General features: G+C 60.9%; 24 protein-coding genes and 1 pseudogene. 12 read left to right on the plus strand and 13 right to left on the minus strand.

What is annotated here, in order from left to right:
- The first annotated feature begins 5 nt into the window (after positions 1-5).
- A complete protein-coding gene (locus C4J88_RS22460; protein ID WP_124364360.1) occupies positions 6-302 on the plus strand; it encodes a DUF1244 domain-containing protein in 297 nt (98 codons plus the stop codon).
- On the plus strand, positions 295-636 hold the full coding sequence (locus C4J88_RS22465; RefSeq protein WP_124408148.1) for a HopJ type III effector protein: 342 nt from the start codon (positions 295-297) through the stop codon (positions 634-636). The genes C4J88_RS22460 and C4J88_RS22465 overlap by 8 nt, the downstream gene beginning before the upstream one ends.
- 125 nt (positions 637-761) lie before the next feature.
- Here the strand turns inward: C4J88_RS22465 and trxB are convergent, their stop codons facing one another.
- Together trxB and C4J88_RS27485 are read right to left on the minus strand one after the other, a co-directional pair.
- Entirely contained in the window at positions 762-1724 is a 963-nt protein-coding gene (gene trxB, locus C4J88_RS22470) for a thioredoxin-disulfide reductase (protein WP_003194076.1), read from the minus strand.
- Positions 1725-1851: 127 nt separating this feature from the next.
- Positions 1852-2019: a hypothetical protein gene (locus C4J88_RS27485; protein WP_164485271.1), complete on the minus strand. Its 168-nt coding sequence runs from the start codon at positions 2017-2019 to the stop codon at positions 1852-1854.
- On the opposite strand from C4J88_RS27485, the gene cysZ reads away from it, so the two are divergent.
- Together cysZ and C4J88_RS22485 are read left to right on the plus strand one after the other, a co-directional pair.
- Complete coding sequence (cysZ, locus tag C4J88_RS22480; RefSeq protein WP_124368314.1) at positions 2018-2782, plus strand: sulfate transporter CysZ; 765 nt, start codon at positions 2018-2020, stop codon at positions 2780-2782. The two genes, C4J88_RS27485 and cysZ, sit on opposite strands and share 2 nt — an antisense overlap.
- 54 nt (positions 2783-2836) lie before the next feature.
- Entirely contained in the window at positions 2837-4039 is a 1203-nt protein-coding gene (locus C4J88_RS22485) for a glycosyltransferase family 1 protein (RefSeq protein WP_124408149.1), read from the plus strand.
- On the opposite strand, the gene C4J88_RS22490 is transcribed toward C4J88_RS22485, so the two are convergent.
- The 7 genes from C4J88_RS22490 to rplU form a co-directional block, all read right to left on the minus strand.
- Positions 4008-5111 carry an NADH:flavin oxidoreductase gene (locus C4J88_RS22490; RefSeq protein WP_124408150.1) on the minus strand — a complete coding sequence of 368 codons (1104 nt, stop codon included), beginning with the start codon at positions 5109-5111 and terminating at the stop codon, positions 4008-4010. The genes C4J88_RS22485 and C4J88_RS22490 overlap by 32 nt on opposite strands.
- A 218-nt stretch (positions 5112-5329) precedes the next feature.
- The gene (locus C4J88_RS22495; protein ID WP_124408151.1) at positions 5330-5812 is read right to left on the minus strand and encodes a glutathione peroxidase; all 483 of its coding nucleotides are present in this window, start codon (positions 5810-5812) and stop codon (positions 5330-5332) included.
- Between the two features lie 102 nt (positions 5813-5914).
- Positions 5915-6379 carry a CreA family protein gene (locus C4J88_RS22500; RefSeq protein ID WP_124364367.1) on the minus strand — a complete coding sequence of 155 codons (465 nt, stop codon included), beginning with the start codon at positions 6377-6379 and terminating at the stop codon, positions 5915-5917.
- A 15-nt stretch (positions 6380-6394) separates the two neighbouring features.
- The gene (gene proB / locus C4J88_RS22505) at positions 6395-7513 is read right to left on the minus strand and encodes a glutamate 5-kinase (protein ID WP_124369024.1); all 1119 of its coding nucleotides are present in this window, start codon (positions 7511-7513) and stop codon (positions 6395-6397) included.
- Between the two features lie 110 nt (positions 7514-7623).
- Complete coding sequence (gene cgtA / locus C4J88_RS22510; protein ID WP_124364368.1) at positions 7624-8847, minus strand: Obg family GTPase CgtA; 1224 nt, start codon at positions 8845-8847, stop codon at positions 7624-7626.
- Positions 8848-9040: 193 nt separating this feature from the next.
- On the minus strand, positions 9041-9298 hold the full coding sequence (gene rpmA, locus C4J88_RS22515; RefSeq protein ID WP_003176049.1) for a 50S ribosomal protein L27: 258 nt from the start codon (positions 9296-9298) through the stop codon (positions 9041-9043).
- Positions 9299-9332: 34 nt separating this feature from the next.
- The gene (gene rplU, locus C4J88_RS22520; protein WP_003176051.1) at positions 9333-9647 is read right to left on the minus strand and encodes a 50S ribosomal protein L21; all 315 of its coding nucleotides are present in this window, start codon (positions 9645-9647) and stop codon (positions 9333-9335) included.
- Between the two features lie 239 nt (positions 9648-9886).
- Here rplU and C4J88_RS22525 point away from each other — a divergent pair, with 239 nt between their 5' ends.
- The 3 genes from C4J88_RS22525 (at position 9887) to C4J88_RS22535 (ending at position 11802) form a co-directional block, all read left to right on the plus strand.
- A complete protein-coding gene (locus C4J88_RS22525) occupies positions 9887-10855 on the plus strand; it encodes a polyprenyl synthetase family protein (protein WP_124364369.1) in 969 nt (322 codons plus the stop codon).
- A gap of 188 nt (positions 10856-11043) precedes the next feature.
- Positions 11044-11385, plus strand: coding sequence for a zinc ribbon domain-containing protein YjdM (locus tag C4J88_RS22530; RefSeq protein ID WP_017254008.1), 342 nt, complete (start codon positions 11044-11046; stop codon positions 11383-11385).
- Between the two features lie 159 nt (positions 11386-11544).
- Positions 11545-11802 carry a hypothetical protein gene (locus C4J88_RS22535; protein WP_003194088.1) on the plus strand — a complete coding sequence of 86 codons (258 nt, stop codon included), beginning with the start codon at positions 11545-11547 and terminating at the stop codon, positions 11800-11802.
- 29 nt (positions 11803-11831) lie between these two features.
- Here C4J88_RS22535 and C4J88_RS22540 read toward each other — a convergent pair whose 3' ends face one another.
- Entirely contained in the window at positions 11832-12449 is a 618-nt protein-coding gene (locus C4J88_RS22540; RefSeq protein WP_124364370.1) for an FKBP-type peptidyl-prolyl cis-trans isomerase, read from the minus strand.
- Positions 12450-12554: 105 nt separating this feature from the next.
- On the minus strand, positions 12555-13778 hold the full coding sequence (locus tag C4J88_RS22545) for an OprD family porin (protein ID WP_124408152.1): 1224 nt from the start codon (positions 13776-13778) through the stop codon (positions 12555-12557).
- Positions 13779-13961: 183 nt separating this feature from the next.
- Between C4J88_RS22545 and C4J88_RS22550 the strand changes: the two genes are divergently transcribed.
- The 5 genes and pseudogenes from C4J88_RS22550 (at position 13962) to C4J88_RS28180 (ending at position 20324) form a co-directional block, all read left to right on the plus strand.
- Positions 13962-14858, plus strand: coding sequence for a LysR family transcriptional regulator (locus C4J88_RS22550; RefSeq protein ID WP_124371821.1), 897 nt, complete (start codon positions 13962-13964; stop codon positions 14856-14858).
- 107 nt (positions 14859-14965) lie between these two features.
- Positions 14966-16393, plus strand: a complete 1428-nt coding sequence (locus tag C4J88_RS22555) for a YfcC family protein (protein ID WP_124408153.1) — start codon at positions 14966-14968, stop codon at positions 16391-16393.
- A 19-nt stretch (positions 16394-16412) separates the two neighbouring features.
- Positions 16413-18239, plus strand: coding sequence for a CocE/NonD family hydrolase (locus C4J88_RS22560; RefSeq protein WP_124408676.1), 1827 nt, complete (start codon positions 16413-16415; stop codon positions 18237-18239).
- A 300-nt stretch (positions 18240-18539) separates the two neighbouring features.
- A pseudogene (locus C4J88_RS28175) lies at positions 18540-19421 on the plus strand (methyl-accepting chemotaxis protein); the annotation flags it as partial.
- A gap of 198 nt (positions 19422-19619) precedes the next feature.
- Positions 19620-20324, plus strand: a complete 705-nt coding sequence (locus C4J88_RS28180; protein WP_372237510.1) for a methyl-accepting chemotaxis protein — start codon at positions 19620-19622, stop codon at positions 20322-20324.
- A gap of 47 nt (positions 20325-20371) precedes the next feature.
- Here the strand turns inward: C4J88_RS28180 and C4J88_RS22570 are convergent, their stop codons facing one another.
- Complete coding sequence (locus C4J88_RS22570) at positions 20372-20740, minus strand: glyoxalase superfamily protein (RefSeq protein ID WP_124408155.1); 369 nt, start codon at positions 20738-20740, stop codon at positions 20372-20374.
- Positions 20741-20769: 29 nt separating this feature from the next.
- A complete protein-coding gene (locus C4J88_RS22575; RefSeq protein ID WP_124408156.1) occupies positions 20770-22233 on the minus strand; it encodes an amidohydrolase family protein in 1464 nt (487 codons plus the stop codon).
- Position 22234 lies beyond the last annotated feature (1 nt).

Raw genomic sequence — 22234 nt, forward strand, 5'->3', positions numbered from 1 at the left:
GCCCTATGAACGACCAACAACGCCTCGAACTCGAAGCCGCCGCCTTTCGCCGGCTGGTGTCACACCTGGACAGCCGCAAGGATGTACAGAACATCGACCTGATGAACCTCGCCGGCTTCTGCCGTAACTGCCTGTCCAAGTGGTACAAGGCCGAGGCCGATGAGCGCCAGATCGAACTGAGCCTCGATGACGCCCGTGAAGTGGTGTACGGCATGCCGTACGCCGAGTGGAAAGCCCAATACCAGAAAGAAGCCAGCGCCGACCAACACGCGGCGTTTGCCAAAGGAAAAGCCCATGACTGACCTGAACACCCTGCGCGCCAGCCTCACCAGCGGTACCCATGCCTTCGCCGACACCTTGGCGTTCGTCGCCACCGGTTATGACTACCAGCCACAAGCATTCACCAACGGCGATGTCGAAAACGCCGCCGGCCAGAACGAAGGTTCGTGCAAGACACTTGGATTGGCGTTGCTGGAAGGGTTGAGCGATCAGGAAGCGTTGCTGGCGTTTGGCGAGCATTACCGCTCAGTGGTGGCTACGCCGGAGGGCAGTGACCACGGAAATATCCGCGCGTTGATCGCCCATGGTCTGGCCGGTGTGAAATTCACCGCACAGCCACTGACGCGCAGATCCTGAGTCATACACAAATCAAAATGTGGGAGGGGGCTTGCCCCCGATAGCAGTGTGTCAGTCAGTACATTGGGTACTGGACCACCGCTATCGGGAGCAAGCCCCCTCCCACATTTGTTTTGCAGTGCTGCTTAGAACGAGGCGTCTTTCAGACCGTCAAGGTAACGCTCGGCGTCCAGGGCCGCCATGCAACCGGCGCCGGCCGAGGTGATGGCTTGGCGGTAGACGTGGTCAGCCACGTCGCCAGCCGCAAAGATGCCTTCGATGTTGGTGGCGGTGGCATTGCCTTCACGGCCGCCCTGCACTACCAGGTAACCGTCTTTGGCTTCCAGCACACCCTCGAACAACGAGGTGTTCGGGGTGTGGCCGATGGCGATGAATACGCCGTCGACTTTCAGCTCGTCGAAGCTGCCGTCATTGTTCTTCAGGCGCGCACCGGTCACGCCCATGTTGTCACCCAGGACTTCGTCCAGCGTGGCGTTGAGCTTGAGGATGATCTTGCCTTCAGCGACACGGGCGTGCAGCTTGTCGATCAGGATCTTCTCGGCGCGGAAGGTTTCGCGGCGGTGCACCAGGGTCACGGTGCTGGCGATGTTGGCCAGGTACAGCGCCTCTTCCACCGCAGTGTTGCCGCCACCGACCACAGCCACTGGCTTGTTGCGATAGAAGAAACCGTCGCAGGTTGCGCAGGCGGAAACACCCTTGCCCATGAACGCTTCTTCCGATGGCAGGCCCAGGTAACGGGCGCTGGCGCCGGTGGCGATGATCAACGCGTCACAGGTGTACACGCCGCTGTCGCCTGTCAGGCTGTAAGGCTTCTTGGAAAAGTCGACCTTGTTGATGTGGTCGAACACGATCTCGGTTTCAAAGCGCTCGGCGTGTTCTTTCATACGCTCCATCAGCACCGGGCCGGTCAGGCCGTGGACGTCGCCCGGCCAGTTGTCGACTTCGGTGGTGGTGGTCAGCTGACCGCCCGCCTGCATGCCGGTGATCAGCAGCGGCTTGAGGTTGGCGCGGGCAGCGTAGACCGCAGCGCTGTAACCGGCAGGGCCGGAACCGAGAATAATCACTCGCGAATGACGGGTATCAGACATGACTCACTCCTATCGACCGCCCGGACAACAAGACGGCTGGAATAAAAAAGGACCGCGAAGCACTTGGGGAAGGCTAGAACTCGCAGATCCTGAAAATAATGGGTGCAGCGTATAGAGGGGGGCAAGATTAAGGAAATACGGAATAACAATCCAGCTCATAGGTGGTCTCTATGCAGTCGACCGGTTTGATCGACCTTCTTGTCCACTCAGGTGTAACCGCTGATGTCGCTACTTTCACCGCCACGGCAAAGCCGGTAAGGTCGGCGCGTTCGCCCTTCTGCTCGGAGTCTTCCATGCCCGCCCCCGCTCTTTCCGGCCCGCAATACCTGCGCGAAGGCCTCAAACTGGTGTTGAGCCCCGGCCTGCGCCTGTTCGTACTGCTGCCGCTGGCGATCAACCTGGTGCTGTTCGTCGGCCTGATCTACTTTGCAGGCCACCAATTCAGCTTGTGGGTCGACCACCTGATGCCCACGCTGCCCGGCTGGCTGAGCTTTTTGAATTACCTGCTGTGGCCGCTGTTCGTGGTGCTGGTGGTGTTGATGGTGTTTTTCACCTTTACCATGCTCGCCAATATCATCGCCGCGCCATTCAATGGTTTTCTCGCGGAGAAAGTCGAGATCGTGGTGCGTGGCACCGACGACTTCCCACCGTTCAGCTGGGCCGAGCTGATCGCGATGATCCCGCGCACCCTGGCCCGGGAAATGCGCAAGCTGGGCTACTTCCTGCCACGGGCCATCGGCCTGTTCATCCTGTCGTTCATTCCCGTGGTCAACCTGATCGCCGCGCCATTGTGGCTGCTGTTCGGCGTGTGGATGATGGCGATCCAATACATCGACTACCCGGCCGACAACCACAAGCTGGGCTGGAACGAAATGCTCGCCTGGCTGCGCCAGAAGCGCTGGCAGAGCATGAGTTTTGGCGGGATCGTCTACCTGGTGCTGCTGGTGCCGGTGGTCAACTTGCTGATGATGCCGGCGGCGGTGGCCGGGGCGACGTTGTTCTGGGTGCGCGAGCAAGGTGCCGAAGCGATGGCGGGGCAACAGGTGGCTCGGTCATAAATCCATCATCCCAGTGACACAATGAAGACATGGCCCGCAGCGACACTGTGGGTCATGACGACAGCTTCGCTCCACATCACCCTGATCACCGAAACCTTCCCGCCGGAAATCAACGGGGTGGCCAATACCCTTGGCCGCCTGTGCGACGGTTTGCGCGCGCGCGGCCATCAAATCGAACTGGTGCGTCCCCGCCAAGGCATCGACCAGAGCCGGCCGAGTGACGATGAGTTGCTGCTGTGCCGCGGCTGGCCGTTACCGGGGTATCCAGGGCTGCAGTGGGGCCAATCGTCGATGCACAAACTCCTGCGCCGCTGGACCCGCCAGCGTCCGGATGTGTTGTACATCGCCACCGAGGGGCCGTTGGGCTTGTCGGCGTTACGCGCAGCGCGACGCTTGGGCATCAGCGTGGTCAGCGGCTTTCACACCAACTTTCAACAGTATTCGAACCAGTACGGCTTGAGCCTGTTGAGTCGCCTGGTCACCCATTACCTGCGCTGGTTTCATAACCGGTCGACGTTGACCCTGGTTCCCAGCGCGAGTCAGCGCCTGGAGCTGGAGCGCCGGCACTTCGAGCGTCTTGGCATGCTGTCGCGGGGGGTCGATAGCCAACTGTTCCACCCGGCCAAACGCGATGATGCTTTACGCGCAAGCTGGGGGTTGGAGAACGACGACATTGTGGTGCTGCACGTAGGACGCCTGGCCCAAGAGAAAAATCTCGGGCTGCTCAAACGCTGTTTCTACACGTTGCAGACCACCTATCCATCGCGGCGGCTCAAGCTGGTGATTGTCGGCGACGGCCCGCAGCGCAGCCTGTTGCAGCGCGATTTGCCCGACGCGGTGTTCTGCGGCGCCCAGCGCGGTGAAGCACTGGCGCGGCATTACGCTTCGGGCGATCTGTTTCTGTTTCCCAGCCTGACCGAAACATTCGGCAATGTGGTGCTGGAAGCCATGGCGTCCGGGCTGGGTGTGGTGGCCTACGACCAGGCAGCCGCGACCCAGCATATTCGCCACGGCTACAACGGTGTGCTGGCGATGCCGGGGGATGAGAACGCGTTTTGCGATGCGGCCGTGTGGCTGCTGGAAGAGCGCGAGACGCTGCGCCGAGCGCGGCTCAATGCCCGGCAACACGCCAGTCGCCAAGGGTGGCCGGCGATCATCGAGCAATTCGAGCGTCAGTTGCGCGATGTATGCAAGGACGGGCCTCCGGTGCCCGCCCTGGCGTCGCTTACACCAGGCTCGTCAACGCCTCACGACTGAACGGCAGAATGTCGGCCTCGCGGCCTTCGCGCACCTTCACGGCCCAATCCGGATCCACCAGCAGCGCACGGCCCACGGCGACCAGATCGAACTCGTCGTTATTCAAGCGCTCCAGCAGGTTCTCCAGGCTGGCCGGCTGCGCGACCTTGTCGGTGTTGACCATGAACTGCAGGAACTCGCCATCCAGGCCGACACTGCCCACGGTGATCGTCGGTTTCCCCGTCAGCTGGCGGGTCCAGCCGGCCAGATTGAGGTCGGAACCTTCGAATTCGGGCTCCCAGAACCGGCGCGTGGAACAGTGGAAAATATCCACGCCAGCGTCGGACAACGGCTTGAGGAATTCGCCCAACGCCTCGGGAGTTTGCACCAGGCGCGCGGTGTAGTCCTGCTGCTTCCACTGGGAAAAACGCAGGATGATCGGAAAATCCGGGCCGACCGCAGCACGGATGGCCTGGATCAATTCGATAGCGAAACGTGAACGGTTGGCCAGGCTGCCGCCGTACTCATCGGTACGCTGGTTGCTGCCTTCCCAGAAAAACTGGTCGACCAGGTAGCCGTGGGCGCCGTGGATTTCCACACCGTCCATGCCGATGCGTTGAGCATCTTTGGCCGCCTGGGCGAACGCGTTAATCACGTCCTTGATGTCCTGGGTGGTCATGCCATGGACGACTACCTTGCCATCCTTGAGCTTCTCCATCGGGCCGTAGGCTGGCACGCTGGCGTCAGGTTCGGTACCGATACGGCGCACGGCGCCCACATGCCACAACTGCGGAACAATCTTGCCGCCTTCGGCGTGGACCGCATCGACCACTTTCTTCCAGCCGGCCAACGCCGCTTCGCCGTAAAAGTGCGGAACGTTGGGGTAGCCGTTTGAGGCTTGATGGCCGACCACGGTGCCTTCGGTAATGATCAGCCCTACACCGGCGGCGGCGCGACGGCGGTAGTACTCGATCACTTGGGCGTTGGGCACGCCACCCGGGGAGAACGAGCGGGTCATTGGCGCCATGACCACGCGGGTCGACAGCTGCAGTGCACCGAGCTGGAAGGGTTTGAACAAGGCTTGGACGGGCATGGAGCACTCCACATAAGACGGATTTATGATGTGGATAATATGGGCGCCGCAACGTGCTGGGTAGCACTATTGATCTGGGTGATTAAGGCGATAAAAGCAACCGAATACCTGTAGGAGCGAGCTTGCTCGCGAAGCGCCTGAGGACGCCGCGTACATCCAGAGCACACGCGTTATCGTTGGCGATTTTCGCGAGCAAGCTCGCTCCTACAGTGGCAGGGTTAGCTCAGGGCTTTTTCGATGGCCTGGATGATCGATGGATCGTCCGGTGGCGTACGTGGCGAAAAACGCGCCAGCACGCGGCCATCTTTGCCGAGCAGGAATTTCTCGAAGTTCCAGGTGATATCCCCAGGAAATTCAGCGCCCTCGCCCGCCAGCAGGCGGTAGAGCTGGTGACGCTCCTGCCCGTTCACCTCGAGTTTGCTGCCCAAGGGAAAGGTCACCCCATAGTTGAGGCTGCAGAATTGCTGGATCTCTTCCTCGGTGCCCGGTTCCTGGCCCGCAAACTGGTTGCACGGCAGGCCGAGCACGGTGAAACCCCGGTCCTTGTACTGCTGATAGAGGTTTTCCAACGCCGCATATTGCGGGGTCAGGCCGCATTTGGAGGCCACGTTGACCACCAGCACAACTTGCCCCTTGAAAGGCGCCAGCGGCAGCTCTTGCCCATCCAACGCTTTGAGTTTCAGGTCGTGGAAAGCACTCATGACGAACTCCAGATATCCTATTTTTCTACGCCTCGCGACGCCTTGAGCTTACAACCCGCAAGCCCGCAATTATAGACGCCCGTAACAAAACCCGCCTGCAGGTTACTGAGCGGTCGGCCACGGCAGGATCGGGATCGCCGTCACCGCGTTCTGCGGGCTGCCTTCGATCAGGCGGTCGCTGTAGACCAGGTACACCAACGTGTTGCGCTTCTTGTCGAGGAAACGCACCACCTGCATGGTCTTGAACACCAGCGAGGTGCGTTCCTTGAACACTTCGTCACCGTCCTTGAGCTCGCCCTTGAAGTGGATCGGGCCGACCTGGCGGCAGGCAATCGAGGCTTCGGCGCGGTCTTCGGCCAGGCCCAGGCCGCCTTTGACGCCACCGGTCTTGGCACGGGACAGATAGCAAGTCACACCATCGACCTTGGGGTCGTCAAACGCTTCGACCACAATCCGGTCGTTGGGGCCGACAAACTTGAACACCGTCGAGACCTGGGCAATCTCTTCGGCCGAGGCCAGCAGTGGCATGGCGAGCAACAGGCCAAGCAATCCCTTCATTACGCGCATCGGGTATTCCTTCGTTTAAACCAGAATGAGGTTATCGCGGTGCACCAGTTCCGGTTCCGCCATGTAGCCCAAGAGTCCGACAATCGCTTCAGACGATTGTCCAATAATCTTCTGCGCCTCAAGGGCGCTGTAGTTGGCCAGGCCGCGGGCGACCTCACGACCATCCGGCGCCACGCACACCACCATCTCGCCGCGGCGGAAGCTGCCTTGCACCAACTTGACGCCCACCGGCAGCAGGCTCTTGTTGCCCTGGGACAACGCCGACACCGCCCCCGCGTCCAGCACCAGGGTGCCACGGGTTTGCAGGTGCCCGGCCAGCCACTGCTTGCGCGCCGCCAGCATGCCGCGCTCGGGCGACAGCAGCGTACCGATGCGCTCCCCGGCCTTGAGACGGTCCAGCACGCGCTCCAGGCGCCCGCCGACGATGATGGTGTGGGCACCGGAGCGCGCGGCCAGGCGGGCGGCGCGTAGCTTGGTCTGCATGCCGCCACGGCCCAAGGCGCCGCCGACACTGCCGGCCACGGCGTCCAGCGCCGGGTCATCAGCGCGCGCTTCATGGATAAGCTGGGCATCAGGGTTGTTGCGCGGGTCGGCGTCGAACATGCCGTCGCGGTCGGTGAGAATCACCAGCAGGTCGGCTTCCACCAGGTTGGCCACCAGGGCAGCCAGGGTGTCGTTGTCGCCGAAGCGGATTTCGTCGGTGACCACCGTGTCGTTCTCGTTGATCACCGGGATGACCTTGAGCTCCACCAGCGCACGCAAGGTGCTGCGGGCGTTGAGGTAGCGCTTGCGGTCGGACAGGTCGTCGTGGGTCAGCAGGATCTGCGCCGTGTGGCGGCCGTGCTCGGCAAAGCTCGATTCCCAGGCTTGCACCAGGCCCATCTGGCCGATGGCGGCGGCGGCTTGCAGTTCGTGCATCGCGCTGGGTCGCGCGGTCCAGCCGAGGCGGCTCATCCCGGCGGCAACTGCCCCGGACGAGACCAGCACCAACTCGACACCGGCCTCATGCAAGGCCACCATCTGCTCGACCCAGACGCTCATGGCTGCGCGATCGAGTCCCTTGCCATCGGCCGTCAGCAACGCGCTGCCGATCTTTACGACCCAGCGCTGCGCACCTGTCACTTTGCTCCGCATCATCTTCAACCTTAGAGTGAGGGCCGCGCGACCCAGCGCCGCCCATAACGTTATACCCGGATACCAAAACGCCGCTCCAGAGGAGCGGCGTTCAAGTTTATCGCAACGAATCAGTCGCGCACGTAAATGATTTCCGGACCGTCTTCATCATCCACGTCTTCCTCGTCCCAATCATCGTCGCCGATGTCATGCACCGACTTCACGCCGCTGCGGCGCAGGGCACGCTGGTCGTCCAGCGCTTGCAGCTGGGCACGGGCTTCGTCTTCGATCTGCTGGTCGAGCTCGGCGAGTTCGGCCTTGAAGACCGGGTCAGCCGCCAGGCGGTCGGCGCGGTCTTCCAGATAACGCATGATGTCGCGGCAAAGGCGCTCGGTGCCTTCTTTGGCGATGGCCGAGATCACGTAGACCGGACCTTCCCACTCCAGGCGGTCGACGATTTCCTTGACGCGCTCTTCGTGCTCTTCTTCAAGGATCTGGTCGCACTTGTTCAGCACCAGCCAACGATCACGCTCGGCCAGGGCCGGGCTGAACTTGGTCAGTTCGCTGACGATCACTTCGGCGGCATCGGCAGCATTGGTTTCGTCCAGCGGCGCCATGTCGACGAGGTGCAGCAGCAAACGGGTGCGCGACAAGTGCTTGAGGAAGCGAATCCCCAGGCCTGCACCATCGGAAGCGCCTTCGATCAGGCCAGGAATGTCGGCGACCACGAAGCTTTTCCAACGGTCGACGCTGACCACGCCCAGGTTTGGCACCAGGGTGGTGAACGGGTAGTCGGCGACTTTCGGCTTGGCGGCCGACACCGAGCGGATGAAGGTACTTTTGCCGGCGTTCGGCAGGCCCAGCAGGCCTACGTCGGCGAGTACTTTCATTTCCAGCTTGAGGTCGCGCTGCTCGCCCGGTTTGCCCGGCGTGGTCTGGCGCGGTGCACGGTTGGTACTGGACTTGAACCGGGTGTTACCCAGCCCGTGCCAGCCGCCCTGCACAACCATCAACTTCTGGCCGGCCTTGGTCAGGTCGCCGATCACTTCCTGGGTGGCCGAGTCGATGATCGTGGTGCCGACCGGTACGCGCAGTACCAAGTCTTCACCTTTTTTACCGGTGCAGTCGGTGCTGCCGCCGTTGGAGCCACGCTCGGCATCGAAGTGCCGGGTGTAACGGTAGTCGACCAGGGTGTTGAGGTTTTCGTCGGCCATCATGTAGATGGAACCGCCGTCGCCGCCGTCACCGCCGTTTGGGCCACCGTTTTCAATGAACTTTTCGCGACGGAAACTCATGCAACCGTTACCGCCGTCGCCTGCTTTTACTCGGATGGAAACTTCATCAACGAACTTCATAACAAAACGCCTCTCGCCGCACGGACGAGCTTAAGAAACCAAGACATAAGACTCTTGCAAAAATGAGCGCAGCGACCTCAAGCAACGACTGCAAAACCTGCTGCCCTCGCCATTACAAACAGCTTTGCAAGAGACTCACTCCACAAACGAAAAAGCCCCGTCGCAAGACAGGGCTTTTCCAGCGATCTCGCAATTAAGCTGCGACAACGCTCACGTAACGGCGGTTGAACGCGCCCTTTACTTCGAACTTGATCACGCCTTCGATTTTCGCGAAGAGGGTGTGATCTTTACCCATGCCAACACCGTAACCGGCGTGGAATTGGGTGCCGCGCTGACGCACGATGATGTTGCCCGGAATGATTTTCTGGCCGCCATACATCTTCACGCCAAGGCGTTTGGCTTCTGAGTCGCGACCGTTACGGGTACTACCACCAGCTTTTTTGTGTGCCATGAGTCAATTCTCCTAGTGAGGAATTAGGCTGAAATTAAGCCTGAATACCGGTGATTTTGATCTCGGTGTACCACTGGCGGTGGCCCATACGCTTCATGTGGTGCTTACGACGACGGAACTTGATGATGCGGACTTTATCGTGACGACCTTGGGAGATCACTTCAGCCACAACGGTAGCGCCAGCAACAACTGGAGCGCCGATGTTCACGTCATCGCCATTGGCGACCAACAGAACGCGATCAAAAGTCACGGATTCGCCAGTAGCGATTTCCAGTTTTTCGATCTTCAGGTATTCACCTGGGGCGACCTTGTATTGCTTGCCACCAGTAACAATTACTGCGTACGACATGGTATTTCTCCGATAATCCTGCTCACCCAGCGCTTTATAAGAAGAGGTATTGGCTGGCATGGCTGCATGGGATGGACGTCCCGAATGCAATTGCGTAAGGCAGGTGCTGCCCAGGAAGTTCAGGGTGCGCGATTGTACGCAAGCAATAGACGCGTTGCAAGAGGCCGTCCATCGCGCCTTGACACCCAGGGGCATGGGTCCTAGCATGCCGCGCAACCCTTCTGGAGCGACTGTCGCTGATGCAACCCCAAGCTTTCTACCGCGCGGTCGCGGACGATTTTAGCGCCGTCGACGGCATCATCAAGCAGCAGCTGACGTCTAAAGTGCCGCTGGTCGCCAAAATTGGCGACTACATTACGTCGGCGGGCGGTAAGCGCCTGCGTCCTTTATTAGTGTTGCTGTGCGGCAAGGCCCTGGGCCGCGAAGGCGATGACCTGCGCCTGCTGGCGGCCACCATCGAATTCCTGCACACCGCCACCCTGCTGCACGACGACGTGGTCGACATGTCCGGTATGCGCCGTGGTCGCGAGACCGCCAACGCAATGTGGGGCAACGCCCCGAGCGTGCTGGTGGGCGACTTCCTGTATTCGCGCTCGTTCGAAATGATGGTCGAGCTGGGTTCGATGCCGGTGATGAAGATTCTTTCACAGGCCACACGCATCATCGCCGAAGGCGAAGTGTTGCAGCTGTCGAAGGTACGCGACGCCAGCACCACCGAAGAAACCTATATGGAAGTGATTCGCGGCAAGACCGCGATGCTCTTCGAAGCCTCCACCCATAGCGCCGCCGCGCTGTGTGGCGCGACCGCCGAACAGGCCGAAGCGCTGCGCACCTTTGGCGACCACCTGGGCGTGGCGTTCCAATTGGTGGACGACCTGCTCGACTACCGTGGCGACGCCGAGACTCTGGGCAAGAACGTCGGTGACGACCTGGCCGAAGGCAAACCGACCCTGCCGCTGATCTACACCATGCGCGAAGGCACGCCGGAACAGGCCGCCCTGGTGCGCAAGGCGATCCAGAAAGGCGGGATCGAAGACCTGGAAGCCATTCGCGCCGCCGTCGAAGCGTCCGGCTCGCTGGAGTACACCGCGCAACTGGCGCGTGACTACGTAGCCCGTGCGATCCAGTGCCTGCAAGCCCTGCCCGCCAGCGAATACCGGGACGCATTGGTTGAGCTGAGTGAGTTTGCGGTCGCGCGTACGCACTAAAATACACGCGGGCCAATGTGGGAGGGGGCTTGCTCCCGATGGCAGTGTGTCAGCCAATGGATAAGTTGGCTGTTACACCGCCATCGGGAGCAAGCCCCCTCCCACATTTGGATTTCATACAACCTGCAAGACCACAATCCCCTATATAATGTGCGACTTTTAGCCATCCTGAATCTCAAGGAGCTTTAGTGAGCACGTTGCCACCCTGCCCGAAATGCAATTCCGAATACACTTATGAAGACGGCGCCCAGCTGATCTGCCCGGAATGCGCCCATGAGTGGTCCGCCAATGGCGAGGCCGAAGCAGCCGGCGATGAAACCGTGAAGAAGGACTCTGTGGGCAATGTCCTGCAGGACGGCGACACCATCACCGTGATCAAGGACCTCAAGGTCAAGGGCACTTCCCTGGTGGTGAAAGTCGGCACCAAGGTCAAGAACATCCGCCTGTGCGATGGCGACCACGATATCGATTGCAAGATTGACGGCATCGGCCCGATGAAACTCAAGTCTGAGTTCGTGCGTAAAGTCTGATCATGCTGCAACCATCCCACGCCCGCCGTGGGATGGCGTTTCGCCCTGTTGCTTGACCCGCCTCAATCTCCACACAGAAAAAAGCGCAAACCGCCAATAGGCACTTGCTATTCTACGAATAAGAATTATTCTCATTGAAACCCATCAAGGAGAACGACCATGACTTATTTGATAGACGCCTGGCTGGACCGCCCACACCCCTACCTGCGGATCCTGCATCGGGAAACCGGCGAAGTCTGTGCTGTGCTGGAAGAAGAAGCGCTGAATGAACTGCAGGATCAGGGCGACCTGGACGTGAATGGCCTGAGCTCCAGTGAGCCTGGGGTACTGAAGGAAGTGGTGAGGAACCTGTTTTTGTTCTGCTATGCCCGAGCGTTGCGCCCGGCGACGGAGCTCAATGGCAAGTTCCACCCATGAACCACCCTACAGGTGATCAACAGCAGGTCTTACAGAACGTCGAGCAGCTCGACGTCGAACACCAGAACGCTGTGCGGCGGGATGCTGCCAACGCCTTGAGCGCCGTAAGCCAGTTCGCTCGGCACGTACAGGCGCCATTTGCTGCCGGCATTCATCAACTGCAGGGCTTCGGTCCAGCCGGCAATCACGCCGCCCACCGGGAATTCTGCAGGCTGGCCACGCTCGTAGGAGCTGTCGAATACAGTGCCGTCGATCAGAGTGCCGTGGTAATGAGTACGCACTTGGTCTTCACGGGTCGGCTTGGCGCCATCACCGGCAGTCAGCACTTCAAATTGCAGGCCCGAAGCCAGGGTGGTAATGCCGTCACGCTTGGCGTTTTCAGCCAGGAATGCCAGGCCGGCGCCTGCAGCGGCTTCAGCTTTGGCCGCGGCTTCAGCTTGCATGATTTCGCGGATCACCTTGAAGCTGGCCGCCATTTGCTCCTGGTCGACACGGCTTGGCTTGCCACCGAACGCGTCGGTCAGGCCGGCCAGGATCGCATCGAGGTTGACGCCTGGTGGCGGGTTGTCGCGCAGTTGGTCGCCCAACTGACGGCCGATACCGTAGCTGACGCGGGTTTCGTCGGTGGACAGATTAACTTCGGACATGAAGAGGCTCCGCTGTAGGACAACACGGTTTCCCGTGCCATCCAAAACTAAAAGGGCCCGCAGACTAGCACACAAGACCGGCCCATGATCAGCCCCCTCCCCCGACTACCAGAGCGCCAGGTCGTAAGTCAGGTACAACCGGAAGTTGTCACGGTCACTGGCATAGGTCGAACGATAAGTGGCCTTGCGCAACTCCACTCCCAAGCCTTTGAGGGTGCTGTTCTGGATCACATAGCGCAAGTTAGTGTCGGATTCCCACTCCCGCGCCTCGCGCCCCCTGACGTCACCGTTTTGTCCTTTGTAGTAACGGGTCATGAAGCTCAAACCCGGCAGTAGCGCTGCGAAGTCATAGTCGTAGCGCAGCATCCAGGTTTGCTCACCCGCCTGGATGAACTTGCCCACACCCGCGTTACTGAAGGAATACACCGTCGACACACTGGCATACGGCACGGCGGTCTCGCCACTGACCTTCTGATAGCCCACACCCAGCGCCTGCGCGCCCAGGCGGTAAGTAAACAAGCCGCTGAACATGTCACTGTCGACCTGACCGTTGCGAGCTTCACCCGCTTGGGTGCTGATGAAGTAGCGCAAGTCGCTGGTCAGCGTGCCGCTGCCCACCGGCTGCTTGTGCACCAGGCCGAAGAACTGCTGCCGATAGAATTCACGCATTTCACCGTAGTACCAGCTACCGCTGAGCTTGGGCGTAAAGGCATATGTGGCGCCGGCAAAATTGAAGTCACTGCCTTTTTTGCCACTGTAGCCCTGGGGATAGATAGCCACGCTGTCGGTGGAGTTGCGCAGCTTGAATTTATCCAGGTGTCCGACATGCAGGTACAGGTCACGAATGCCGCTGTATTCCACTTGGGTGCCCTGGAACGTCTGCGGCAACAGGCGACCATCGTTGTGCACCAGCACCGGAATCTTCGGCAGCAAGGTACCGTTTTTTAGTACGGTGTTGCCCCAGCGTATCTTGGCCGTGACGCCCAGGCTGGAGAACTCGCTGGCCGCATGACCATCATCATGCACGGGCAACAAACCTGTGCCAGCGTGGGTTGGGCTGGAGTCCAGGCGCAGTCCCGCCAGCCCCAGAGCATCCAGGCCAAAGCCTACGGTACCCTCGGTATAACCCGATTGAAGATTGAGCAGAAAGCCTTGGGCCCACTCCTTGCGGTCTTCACCACCGTCGCGGTAGCCGTCGTTGAAGTAGAAGTTGCGCAAGGTCAATCGGCCGTAGGAATCCTCCCAGACCCCCTGGGCCATCAATGCCGGTGACAGGCTCGCCAGCAGTCCCGCCGAAACTATTTCCCGCTTCGTGAAAAGCTCACGCATAAACCTTTCCTCAATGCCATGTTGTGTTTTTTATGGGCGATTGCACGGCGCGGCAGGCTGGACGGCGTGTCGCGTTGGAGCGGACACTAACGGCTCGCCCGCCGCCTCACAACGTTATGCGAGAAGCGCATCAGGCTATGCGTGAAGCACCGGCCGCCCTTCCCAACCGACAGGAAAACCACGGTGAATCTCAAGCAACTCGAAGCCTTCAAGGCGATCATGTCCACCGGCTCGACCATCGGCGCAGCGACGCGCATGGGCCTCTCGCAGTCGGCGGTCAGCCGCCTGCTGAGCCAGTTGGAAGAACACTTGGGTTTTGTCTTGTTCCTGCGTAAGAAGGGCCGCCTGATGGCCACGCCGGAAGCCGAGGAATTGCTTGCCGAAGTCGCCGGGCTGGTGGATGGCATGCAGCGGATCCAGCGCCTGGCCGACGAGATGCGTGCAGGACGCTTACGCAAAAGCCTGCTCAAGGTCGGGGTGCCCACCAGCATGGCCCAGGGACTGTTGCCACGCATCGTGACCGAGTTTCTCAAGGGCCATGACGACATCGTCGTCGAATTGCTGACCGGTTCCTACGACATGATCGAGCGTGCGGTGCTGGACCGTTCCGCCGACCTGGGTTTTGTGCGCCTGCCCACGGAAATCCCCGACTTCGACGTCGAGCCGGTGCTGCAAACCGAAGGCGTCTGCGTGATGCCGGCCGAGCATCCGCTGACCCGTCACGCTTGCATCGAAGTGCAGCACCTGCGCAACGTGCCGCTGGTGATGCTCGGCCGGCAACGGGCACTGCGAGCCGAACTGAACCAGGTGTTCCGCGCGGCCAACCTCACGCCGCAGGTACGGGTCGAGGTGCACTCGGTAGGGGCGGCGTGCAGCTTCGTTGCCGAGGGGCTGGGGGTGTCGATCGTCAACGGTCTGCTGGCCAGTCACTTCCTGCATTTGCCCATCGTCACGCGCCCCTTCCGCCCGGCGCTGCCCTACGCATTCGGCCTGGCGTTTCGCGCCAATGAACCGCGCTCGCAACTGGTGAACGCGTTTGCCGAGCATCTCAAGCAGCGTCTTGCCGAACAAAACGCATAGCCCAACCCACCCTACGCATAACGTTGTCGCCGCGAAAAGTTTGCCCTAGTGTCCGCCCCACACGTGTCACCCCTATAACAATAACGGCGCACGCCGGGGCCACCAGCATGAGTGAATCGCAGAGCACCCCCACCCAAGCAGCGGTAGGGAAAACCACGCAACGCAAACAGATCAATCCCGCCATCATCTTGCTGAGTATTGTCCTGCTCGCGGTGGCGTTTACCTACGCCGTGAATTCGGGCACGTTCCAGCGCCAGAATGGCCTGGTGGTGCCGGGCTCGTATCAGGTACTGGAAAAACACGATTCCCTGAGCCAACTGTTCGCCCTGGAGCCACGCAAAGCCTTCGACACCGTGGCACGTCCGGTGTCTCTGGCGGAAGGTTTCATGGCCATTCCCCAGGGCATCGAGAAACGTGCGGCGCTGATTTTCATGGTGCTGTTCATCGGCGGCATGTTCGGTGTGCTGAACAAGGCCGGGGTGATCGATGCCGGGCTGGAACGCATGCTGGGGCTGACCCGGGGCAATATCTACGTATTGGTGCCGTGCCTGATGCTGGTGTTTTCCGCCGGGAGTACCTTCATGGGCCTGGCCAAGGAATTCATCCTGATCGTGCCCTTGATGGTTGCCATGGCTAACCGGCTGGGGCTGTCGAACCTGATCGGCCTGGCCATTGTCACGATCTCGGTGAAGATCGGCTACCTGGCCTCAATCTCCAATCCTGTGGCGCTGTCCGTCGCCCAGCCGATGGTTGGCTTGCCGATCTTCAGCGGCCTGAGCATGCGCGTGTTGGCCTACTGCACGTTCCTGCTGGTGGGAATTGCCTTCGTACTGTGGAGCATTCGCAAGCACGGTTTCGATGCCACAGCGCAGATCACATTCCAAAGCACACCGCTGCCCATGCGGCACTTGGGCAACCTGATCGTGCTGCTGACGGGCATCGCTTTTTTGGTCTACGCCTCCAACCGCTGGGCCTGGAAATACCACGAGCTGTCGGCGTTCTACTTACTGCTGACGGTGGCCTTCAGTGTGATCGCCGGGCTCGGTGCAAGCGTTGCCGCCAGCGCCTTTGTCGATGGGATGAAGAAGGTACTGATCGCCGGCGTACTGATCGGCCTGGCCACCGCCGTGGAAATTATCCTCAGTACCGGCCAGGTACTGGACACCATCGTCAACAGCCTGGCCAACTTGGTGGGCGATCACGGCCCGATTGTGTCGGCTTACGGAATGTTCTTCGCACAACTGGGGCTGGATGTGCTGATCCCGTCCACCTCGGGCCAGGCCGCCGTGACCATGCCGATTTTCGGCCCCTTGGGCCAGCTGTCCGGGGTCAGCCCACAGACCACGGTGTTCGCATTTTTACTGGGCAATGGCCTGACCAACATGATCACCCCCACTTCCAGCGGCTTGCTGGTGCTGTTGGCTACCGCCAATGTCGGCTGGGGCCAGTGGGCGCGTTTCATCCTGCCTTTATTCTTGATCTACGCCGTGCTGGCGATGGTGTTGCTGGCCATTGCGGTGACGAGCGGGTACTGAATCGATGAGTGTTATCGCCATGCAAGTCCTGCGCAACCAAATGATTGCGATGCGTGACGGCGTCCACCTGGCCACCGATATTTATCTGCCGAAGGAAGGTGATGGACCTTTTCCGGTGGTGATCGAACGCACGCCCTACGACAAGAGCAAGCCCTCGCGCTCGGAAAAACAGCTCGACGGCCAGCACATCTCCCGCGAGCAGATGGCCGGACGGTTTATCGAGCAAGGCTTCGTCGCGATCTTCCAGGACTGCCGTGGGCGCTACGCCTCCGAAGGCACGTTCACCAAATACACCGCCGAGGGCAACGACGGTTTCGACAGCCTGGCCTGGATCGTCCAACAGCCCTGGTGCAACGGCGAGATCGGCAGCATGGGCTTGTCCTACGCTGCCCACACCCAACTGGCGATGGCCTGCCTGCACCCTCCTGGCCTGAGCAGCATGGTGCTCGACAGCGGCGGCTTCGCCAATGCCTACCAGTGCGGAATTCGCCAGGGCGGCGCCTTCGAACTCAAGCAGGCAACCTGGGCTTTTCGCCAGGCCAAGGAAAGCCCGGCGGCGCTGGCCGATCCGCTGATTCGTGAAGCGCTGGAGCAGGAGGATATTTATCAGTGGTTCACTCGCATGCCGTGGCAAGCCGGGAAATCGCCACTGCGCCATGTCCCGGAATATGAAGCCTATGTGCTGGAGCAGTGGGCGCGGGGCCGCTTCGATGAGTATTGGCAGAAGTCCGGCATCTATGCTGAAGGCCACTATGGTCAACTGCCCGATATTCCGGTGCTGTTCATGTCCAGCTGGTATGACGCCTATGTCAGCTCGACCCTCGCCAACTACCGCGCCTTCACACAAAACGGTACCGCCCGCCAACGGCTGGTGATGGGCCCGTGGCTGCATGGCGACCGTAATATCAGCCACAGCGGCGATGTGGAGTTCGGCCCGCAAGCCGCTTTCGATGGGCAGGTCGATCAGGACTGGCTCAGTTGTCGCCTGGCCTGGTTCGAGCAAACCCTGAAGCCGTCGCCCCGCACCACGACGGCCAGCGTGCAGGTGTTTCTGATGGGGGGCGGCAGCGGTCGTCGCGACGAAAACGGGCGGCTGCACCATGGCGGCCGCTGGTTGCACACTACGCAATGGCCACTGCCCGGCAGCCAGACACTGACCCTCTACCTGAATGCATGCAGACAGTTGAGCCGCACCGCACCTGTGGAGATAGACGCCCGCTTGAGTTATCGCGCCGACCCGGCTCACCCGGTCCCGACCATCGGCGGCGCGCTGACCTCTGGCGCCCCCGTCTTCGTCGGTGGAGCCTTCGATCAACGGGAGCGTCCCGACTTTTTCGGCACCCAAGGTGATAACCGCCCCCTGGCCCAGCGTGATGACGTCTTGAGCTTCCAGACCGAGCCACTCGACGAAGACCTGATCGTCGCCGGTGAGGTGCAAATCGAACTGTGGATCGAGAGCGATGCACCCGACACCGACTTCACCGCCAAGCTGGTGGACGTGTATCCACCCAGCGTCGATTATCCCGATGGATTTGCCATGAATATCACCGACGGCATCCGCCGCTGCCGTTACCGAGCGTCGTGGGAGCAGCCCACTCTCCTGACGCCAGGCGAACGGGTCAAGGTGCTGATCGAACCCTTCGCTACCTGCAACCTGTTCAAGCGCGGCCATCGGCTGCGCCTGGATATCGCCAGCAGCAATTTCCCGCGCTTTGACGTCAACCCCAACAGCGGCGAACCTTCAGGCCAGGCCAGCCGGCCTCGGGTTGCCCACAATAGCGTTCACCTGAGCCACACCGCCGCTTCGTGCATGAGGCTAACTGTGGTGCCTACCACTGTGTCCTGAGCCCGGAGGGTCGCCATTGCTGCGCGGTAATAGCGCCCCTTCGTCGCCCCTCAACAAAAGTATTTCAGAATTGCCCTTTGCCGCCGATACAGCCCTACACATCTTGGCTGGCTCAAACAACAACACCCCGTCCAGCAGACAGACATCACTCTCAAGGAGCTTTCGATGAACAGCTGGTTCGGTAACATCAGCGTCAACCTCAAACTCGGCCTGGGCTTTGGCCTGGTACTGGTCCTCACCTCGATCCTGGCACTCACCGGCTGGACCAGCCTGGGCGGCTTGATCGACCGCAGCAACTGGATGAGCGACATCACCCAGCTCAACGCCTCGCTGACCAAGCTGCGCATCGTGCGCCTGCAATACATGCTGGCCAACGGTGACGAAGCCGTGGCGCAGAACGTACAGACCAGCCTCGACGCCTTCGTCGGCCAGCAACAAAAACTGCTGGACAGCTTCAAGAGCCCGGAAAACCTCAAGCTGCTCAATGAACAGAAAGCCGTCATCACGGCCTATCAGCAGTCCTTGAACAAAATGCGCGAGGCCTATCGCAACGGCAATGCTGCGCGCCAGGTCATGGGCGACAAAGCCGACATCGCCAACGCACAAATCAACGCCCTGGACACCAGCGTGCAGCAGATGCCCGACAGCCCGGAGCGTTTCGCTCAGTTCCAGGCCGTGACCGACGCCAAGGAAGAGTTCATGCTGGCGCGCTACGAAGTGCGGGGTTACACCAACACTGTCAACGCAGAAAACGAAGCCCGCGCCGCTGCACAAATCGACAAAGCCATCGCGAGTTTGAAAAGCCTCAACGCCGTCTTCGGCGCCAGCCAGCAAACCGCGCTGGCCGCGCTGGACACCGCACTCGGTGCCTATCGCAGCGCCGTGCAGAGCTACAAGGCCGCCAACGCCAACATCGTTACCGCCCGTGCCGAGATGACCACCCAAGGCACCGATATCGTCACGATCAGCGACAAGCTGTACGACATCCAGCTGGAACGTCGCGACGCCGAAAGCGCCCAGGCCCGTAGCCTGCAATTGATCAGCACCTTGCTGGCCCTACTGGTGGGCATCATCGCGGCGCTGGTGATCACTCGCCAGATCACCCGTCCGCTGCAAGACACCCTGGCGGTGGTCGAACGCATCGCTTCCGGCGACCTGAGCCACAACATCCAGGTCACTCGCCGTGACGAACTGGGCGTGCTGCAACAAGGCATCCAGCGCATGGGCACCACCTTGCGTGAACTGATCAGCGGGATTCGTGATGGCGTGACCCAGATCGCCAGCGCCGCTGAGGAACTGTCGGCCGTGACCGAGCAGACCAGCGCTGGCGTCAACAGCCAGAAGATCGAGACCGACCAGGTCGCTACGGCGATGCATGAAATGACCGCCACCGTGCAGGAAGTGGCACGCAACGCCGAACAGGCCTCACTGGCCGCCGCCGATGCCGACGGCCAAGCGCGCGCGGGCGATAAAGTTGTGGCCGAGGCCATCGCCCAGATCGAACGCCTGGCGGCTGAAGTGGCGCGCTCCACCGACGCCATGGCCCACCTGCAACAAGAGAGCAACAAGATCGGCAGCGTGATGGATGTGATCAAGGCCGTGGCCGAACAGACCAATCTGCTGGCACTCAACGCGGCGATTGAAGCTGCGCGCGCCGGTGAAGCCGGTCGTGGGTTCGCCGTGGTCGCCGACGAAGTACGTGGCCTGGCCCAGCGTACGCAGAAATCCACCGAGGAAATCGAAGGCCTGGTGGCCGGCTTGCAGAACGGTACCCAACAAGTGGCCAACGTGATGAACAACAGCCGCAGCCTCACCGACAGCAGCGTCGAGCTGACGCGCAAGGCTGGCGTATCGCTGGAAAACATCACCCGTACCGTGTCGAATATCCAGTCGATGAACCAGCAGATCGCCGCCGCCGCCGAAGAGCAGAGCGCCGTGGCCGAAGAGATCAGCCGCAGCATTGTGAACGTACGCGATGTGTCGGAGCAGACCGCTACGGCGAGTGACGAGACGGCCAAGTCGAGCGTGGAATTGGCGCGTTTGGGTAGCCAGTTGCAGCAGATGGTCAGTCATTTCCGGGTGTAAAGGAAGCTCACCACAGAGGTAGCCCCGGTCACTGACCGGGGCTGCAATTACTCTTCACCCTCCTCGACAAACACCAGCCGATTCCCAAACGGGTCCTTGATACTCATCTCCCGCGAGCCCCAAGGTGTTTCCTCCACGCCCGGCTTGGCATAACGGTAGCCCTTGGCCTGCAATTGCTGCTGGTACGCGTCTATCCCCTGCGCCTGGATACGCACCGCTGCGCCCGGCGACGCATCGCCATGATGCTCGGACAAATGCAGCACGCACTCGCCCAGCGACACCTGCAGGTACAACGGAAAATCTGCCTCGAAACGATGCTGCCAATCGACCTTGAACCCGAGGAAGTCGACATAGAATTCCAGCGCCTTGGCCTCGTCGAAAATCCGCAGGATGGGGGTGACTTTTCCTAAGTGCATCGCGATGGCTCCCTGTTTGAAAGCACCCACTATAGAGGCGAAAAACCCCGACGCAAATCCCCGTTGCGCGCCAGGAATCGACCCGAGCGCTGCCCCGTCGCCTGCCCTTCGCTGTAGCTCAACACACCGTTGACCCACACGCCATCAATGCCCTCGGCTGCCCGCTGTGGTTCTTTGAAGTCCGCTACATCCCGCACGCGTAACGGGTCGAACAACACCAGGTCAGCCCAGTGCCCTTGACGAATTTCGCCTCGCTCAGCCAGGCCAAAACGCGCCGCCGACAGCCCGGTCATTTTGTGCACAGCGGTGTGCAACGGGAACAATCCGACATCCCGGCTGAAATGCCCCAGCACCCGAGGAAACGCGCCCCACAAGCGCGGATGGGGAAACGGGTCTTCAGGCAACCCATCCGACCCGACCATCGACAAAGGGTGCGCCAAAATGCGCCGTACATCCGCCTCGTCCATCCCGTAGTACACCGCTCCCGCCGGTTGCAGGCGGCGGGCTGCGTCCATCAACGAAACATCCCACTCGGCGGCAATGTCCTGCAGGTCACGCCCGCCCATTTCAGGATGCGGTGTGGACCAGGTGATGGTGATGCGGAACGCATCGGTGACCTGCTTGAGGTCCAGGGTCGAGGAGCTGGCCGCGTAGGGATAACAATCACACCCTACCGGATGAGTTTTCGCCGCCGCTTCAAGCGCCGTCAGCAGTTGCGGACTGCGCCCCCAATTTCCCGCACCAGCACACTTGAGGTGGGAAATAATCACCGGGGCCTTGGCATGCCGGCCGATCAGGAACGCTTCATCCATTGCCTCCAGTACCGGCTCGAATTCACTGCGCAAGTGAGTGGTGTACACCGCGCCATAAGCCGTCAGTTCTTCGCTCAGTTGCAGCACCTCGTCGGTGTCTGCATTGAAGGCGCTGGCGTAGGCAAGGCCGGTGGATAAACCCAGGGCTCCGGCCTCCAGACTCGCCTGCAACTGCATGCGCATGCCCTTGATTTCAGGGGCCGTGGCCGTGCGGTGCAGGTCGTCCATATGATTGCTGCGCAGTGCCGTGTGGCCGATCAGGGCGGCGACGTTGACCGCAGGGTGGGCGCGTTCCACCGCGGCGCGGTAATCGACAAAGCGCGGGTAAGCAAAGGCGTCGGCGTTGCCCAGCAGGTTCATCGGGTCGGGCGGATTGCCGCGCAGGCTGACCGGTGAGGCGCTGATGCCGCAATTACCGACAATCACCGTGGTCACGCCCTGGCTGAGTTTGGGCAGCATCTGCGGATGGCGGATAACCACCGTGTCATCGTGGGTGTGTACGTCGATAAACCCCGGCGCCAATACGCGGCCTGTCGCGTCGATTTCATGCTCGGCCATCGCTGTCGACAAGTCGCCGATCGCCTCGATGCGCCCATCACGTACGCCCACGTCAGCGACATAACCCGCAGTGTCGCTGCCATCAATGATCTGCGCCTGGCGAATCAGCGTGTCGTACTTCATA

Source organism: Pseudomonas sp. R4-39-08 (genome assembly GCF_003852275.1).
Taxonomy (GTDB): domain Bacteria; phylum Pseudomonadota; class Gammaproteobacteria; order Pseudomonadales; family Pseudomonadaceae; genus Aquipseudomonas.

Coding starts and splice junctions, on each gene's coding strand:
- C4J88_RS22460 (WP_124364360.1), top strand. CDS start 6: ATGAACGACCAACAACGCCTCGAACTCGAAGCCGCCGCCTTTCGCCGG.
- C4J88_RS22465 (WP_124408148.1), top strand. CDS start 295: ATGACTGACCTGAACACCCTGCGCGCCAGCCTCACCAGCGGTACCCAT.
- trxB (WP_003194076.1), bottom strand. CDS start 1,724: ATGTCTGATACCCGTCATTCGCGAGTGATTATTCTCGGTTCCGGCCCT.
- cysZ (WP_124368314.1), top strand. CDS start 2,018: ATGCCCGCCCCCGCTCTTTCCGGCCCGCAATACCTGCGCGAAGGCCTC.
- C4J88_RS27485 (WP_164485271.1), bottom strand. CDS start 2,019: ATGGAAGACTCCGAGCAGAAGGGCGAACGCGCCGACCTTACCGGCTTT.
- C4J88_RS22485 (WP_124408149.1), top strand. CDS start 2,837: ATGACGACAGCTTCGCTCCACATCACCCTGATCACCGAAACCTTCCCG.
- C4J88_RS22490 (WP_124408150.1), bottom strand. CDS start 5,111: ATGCCCGTCCAAGCCTTGTTCAAACCCTTCCAGCTCGGTGCACTGCAG.
- C4J88_RS22495 (WP_124408151.1), bottom strand. CDS start 5,812: ATGAGTGCTTTCCACGACCTGAAACTCAAAGCGTTGGATGGGCAAGAG.
- C4J88_RS22500 (WP_124364367.1), bottom strand. CDS start 6,379: ATGCGCGTAATGAAGGGATTGCTTGGCCTGTTGCTCGCCATGCCACTG.
- proB (WP_124369024.1), bottom strand. CDS start 7,513: ATGCGGAGCAAAGTGACAGGTGCGCAGCGCTGGGTCGTAAAGATCGGC.
- cgtA (WP_124364368.1), bottom strand. CDS start 8,847: ATGAAGTTCGTTGATGAAGTTTCCATCCGAGTAAAAGCAGGCGACGGC.
- rpmA (WP_003176049.1), bottom strand. CDS start 9,298: ATGGCACACAAAAAAGCTGGTGGTAGTACCCGTAACGGTCGCGACTCA.
- rplU (WP_003176051.1), bottom strand. CDS start 9,647: ATGTCGTACGCAGTAATTGTTACTGGTGGCAAGCAATACAAGGTCGCC.
- C4J88_RS22525 (WP_124364369.1), top strand. CDS start 9,887: ATGCAACCCCAAGCTTTCTACCGCGCGGTCGCGGACGATTTTAGCGCC.
- C4J88_RS22535 (WP_003194088.1), top strand. CDS start 11,545: ATGACTTATTTGATAGACGCCTGGCTGGACCGCCCACACCCCTACCTG.
- C4J88_RS22540 (WP_124364370.1), bottom strand. CDS start 12,449: ATGTCCGAAGTTAATCTGTCCACCGACGAAACCCGCGTCAGCTACGGT.
- C4J88_RS22545 (WP_124408152.1), bottom strand. CDS start 13,778: ATGCGTGAGCTTTTCACGAAGCGGGAAATAGTTTCGGCGGGACTGCTG.
- C4J88_RS22555 (WP_124408153.1), top strand. CDS start 14,966: ATGAGTGAATCGCAGAGCACCCCCACCCAAGCAGCGGTAGGGAAAACC.
- C4J88_RS22560 (WP_124408676.1), top strand. CDS start 16,413: ATGCAAGTCCTGCGCAACCAAATGATTGCGATGCGTGACGGCGTCCAC.
- C4J88_RS28180 (WP_372237510.1), top strand. CDS start 19,620: ATGACCGCCACCGTGCAGGAAGTGGCACGCAACGCCGAACAGGCCTCA.
- C4J88_RS22570 (WP_124408155.1), bottom strand. CDS start 20,740: ATGCACTTAGGAAAAGTCACCCCCATCCTGCGGATTTTCGACGAGGCC.
- C4J88_RS22575 (WP_124408156.1), bottom strand. CDS start 22,233: ATGAAGTACGACACGCTGATTCGCCAGGCGCAGATCATTGATGGCAGC.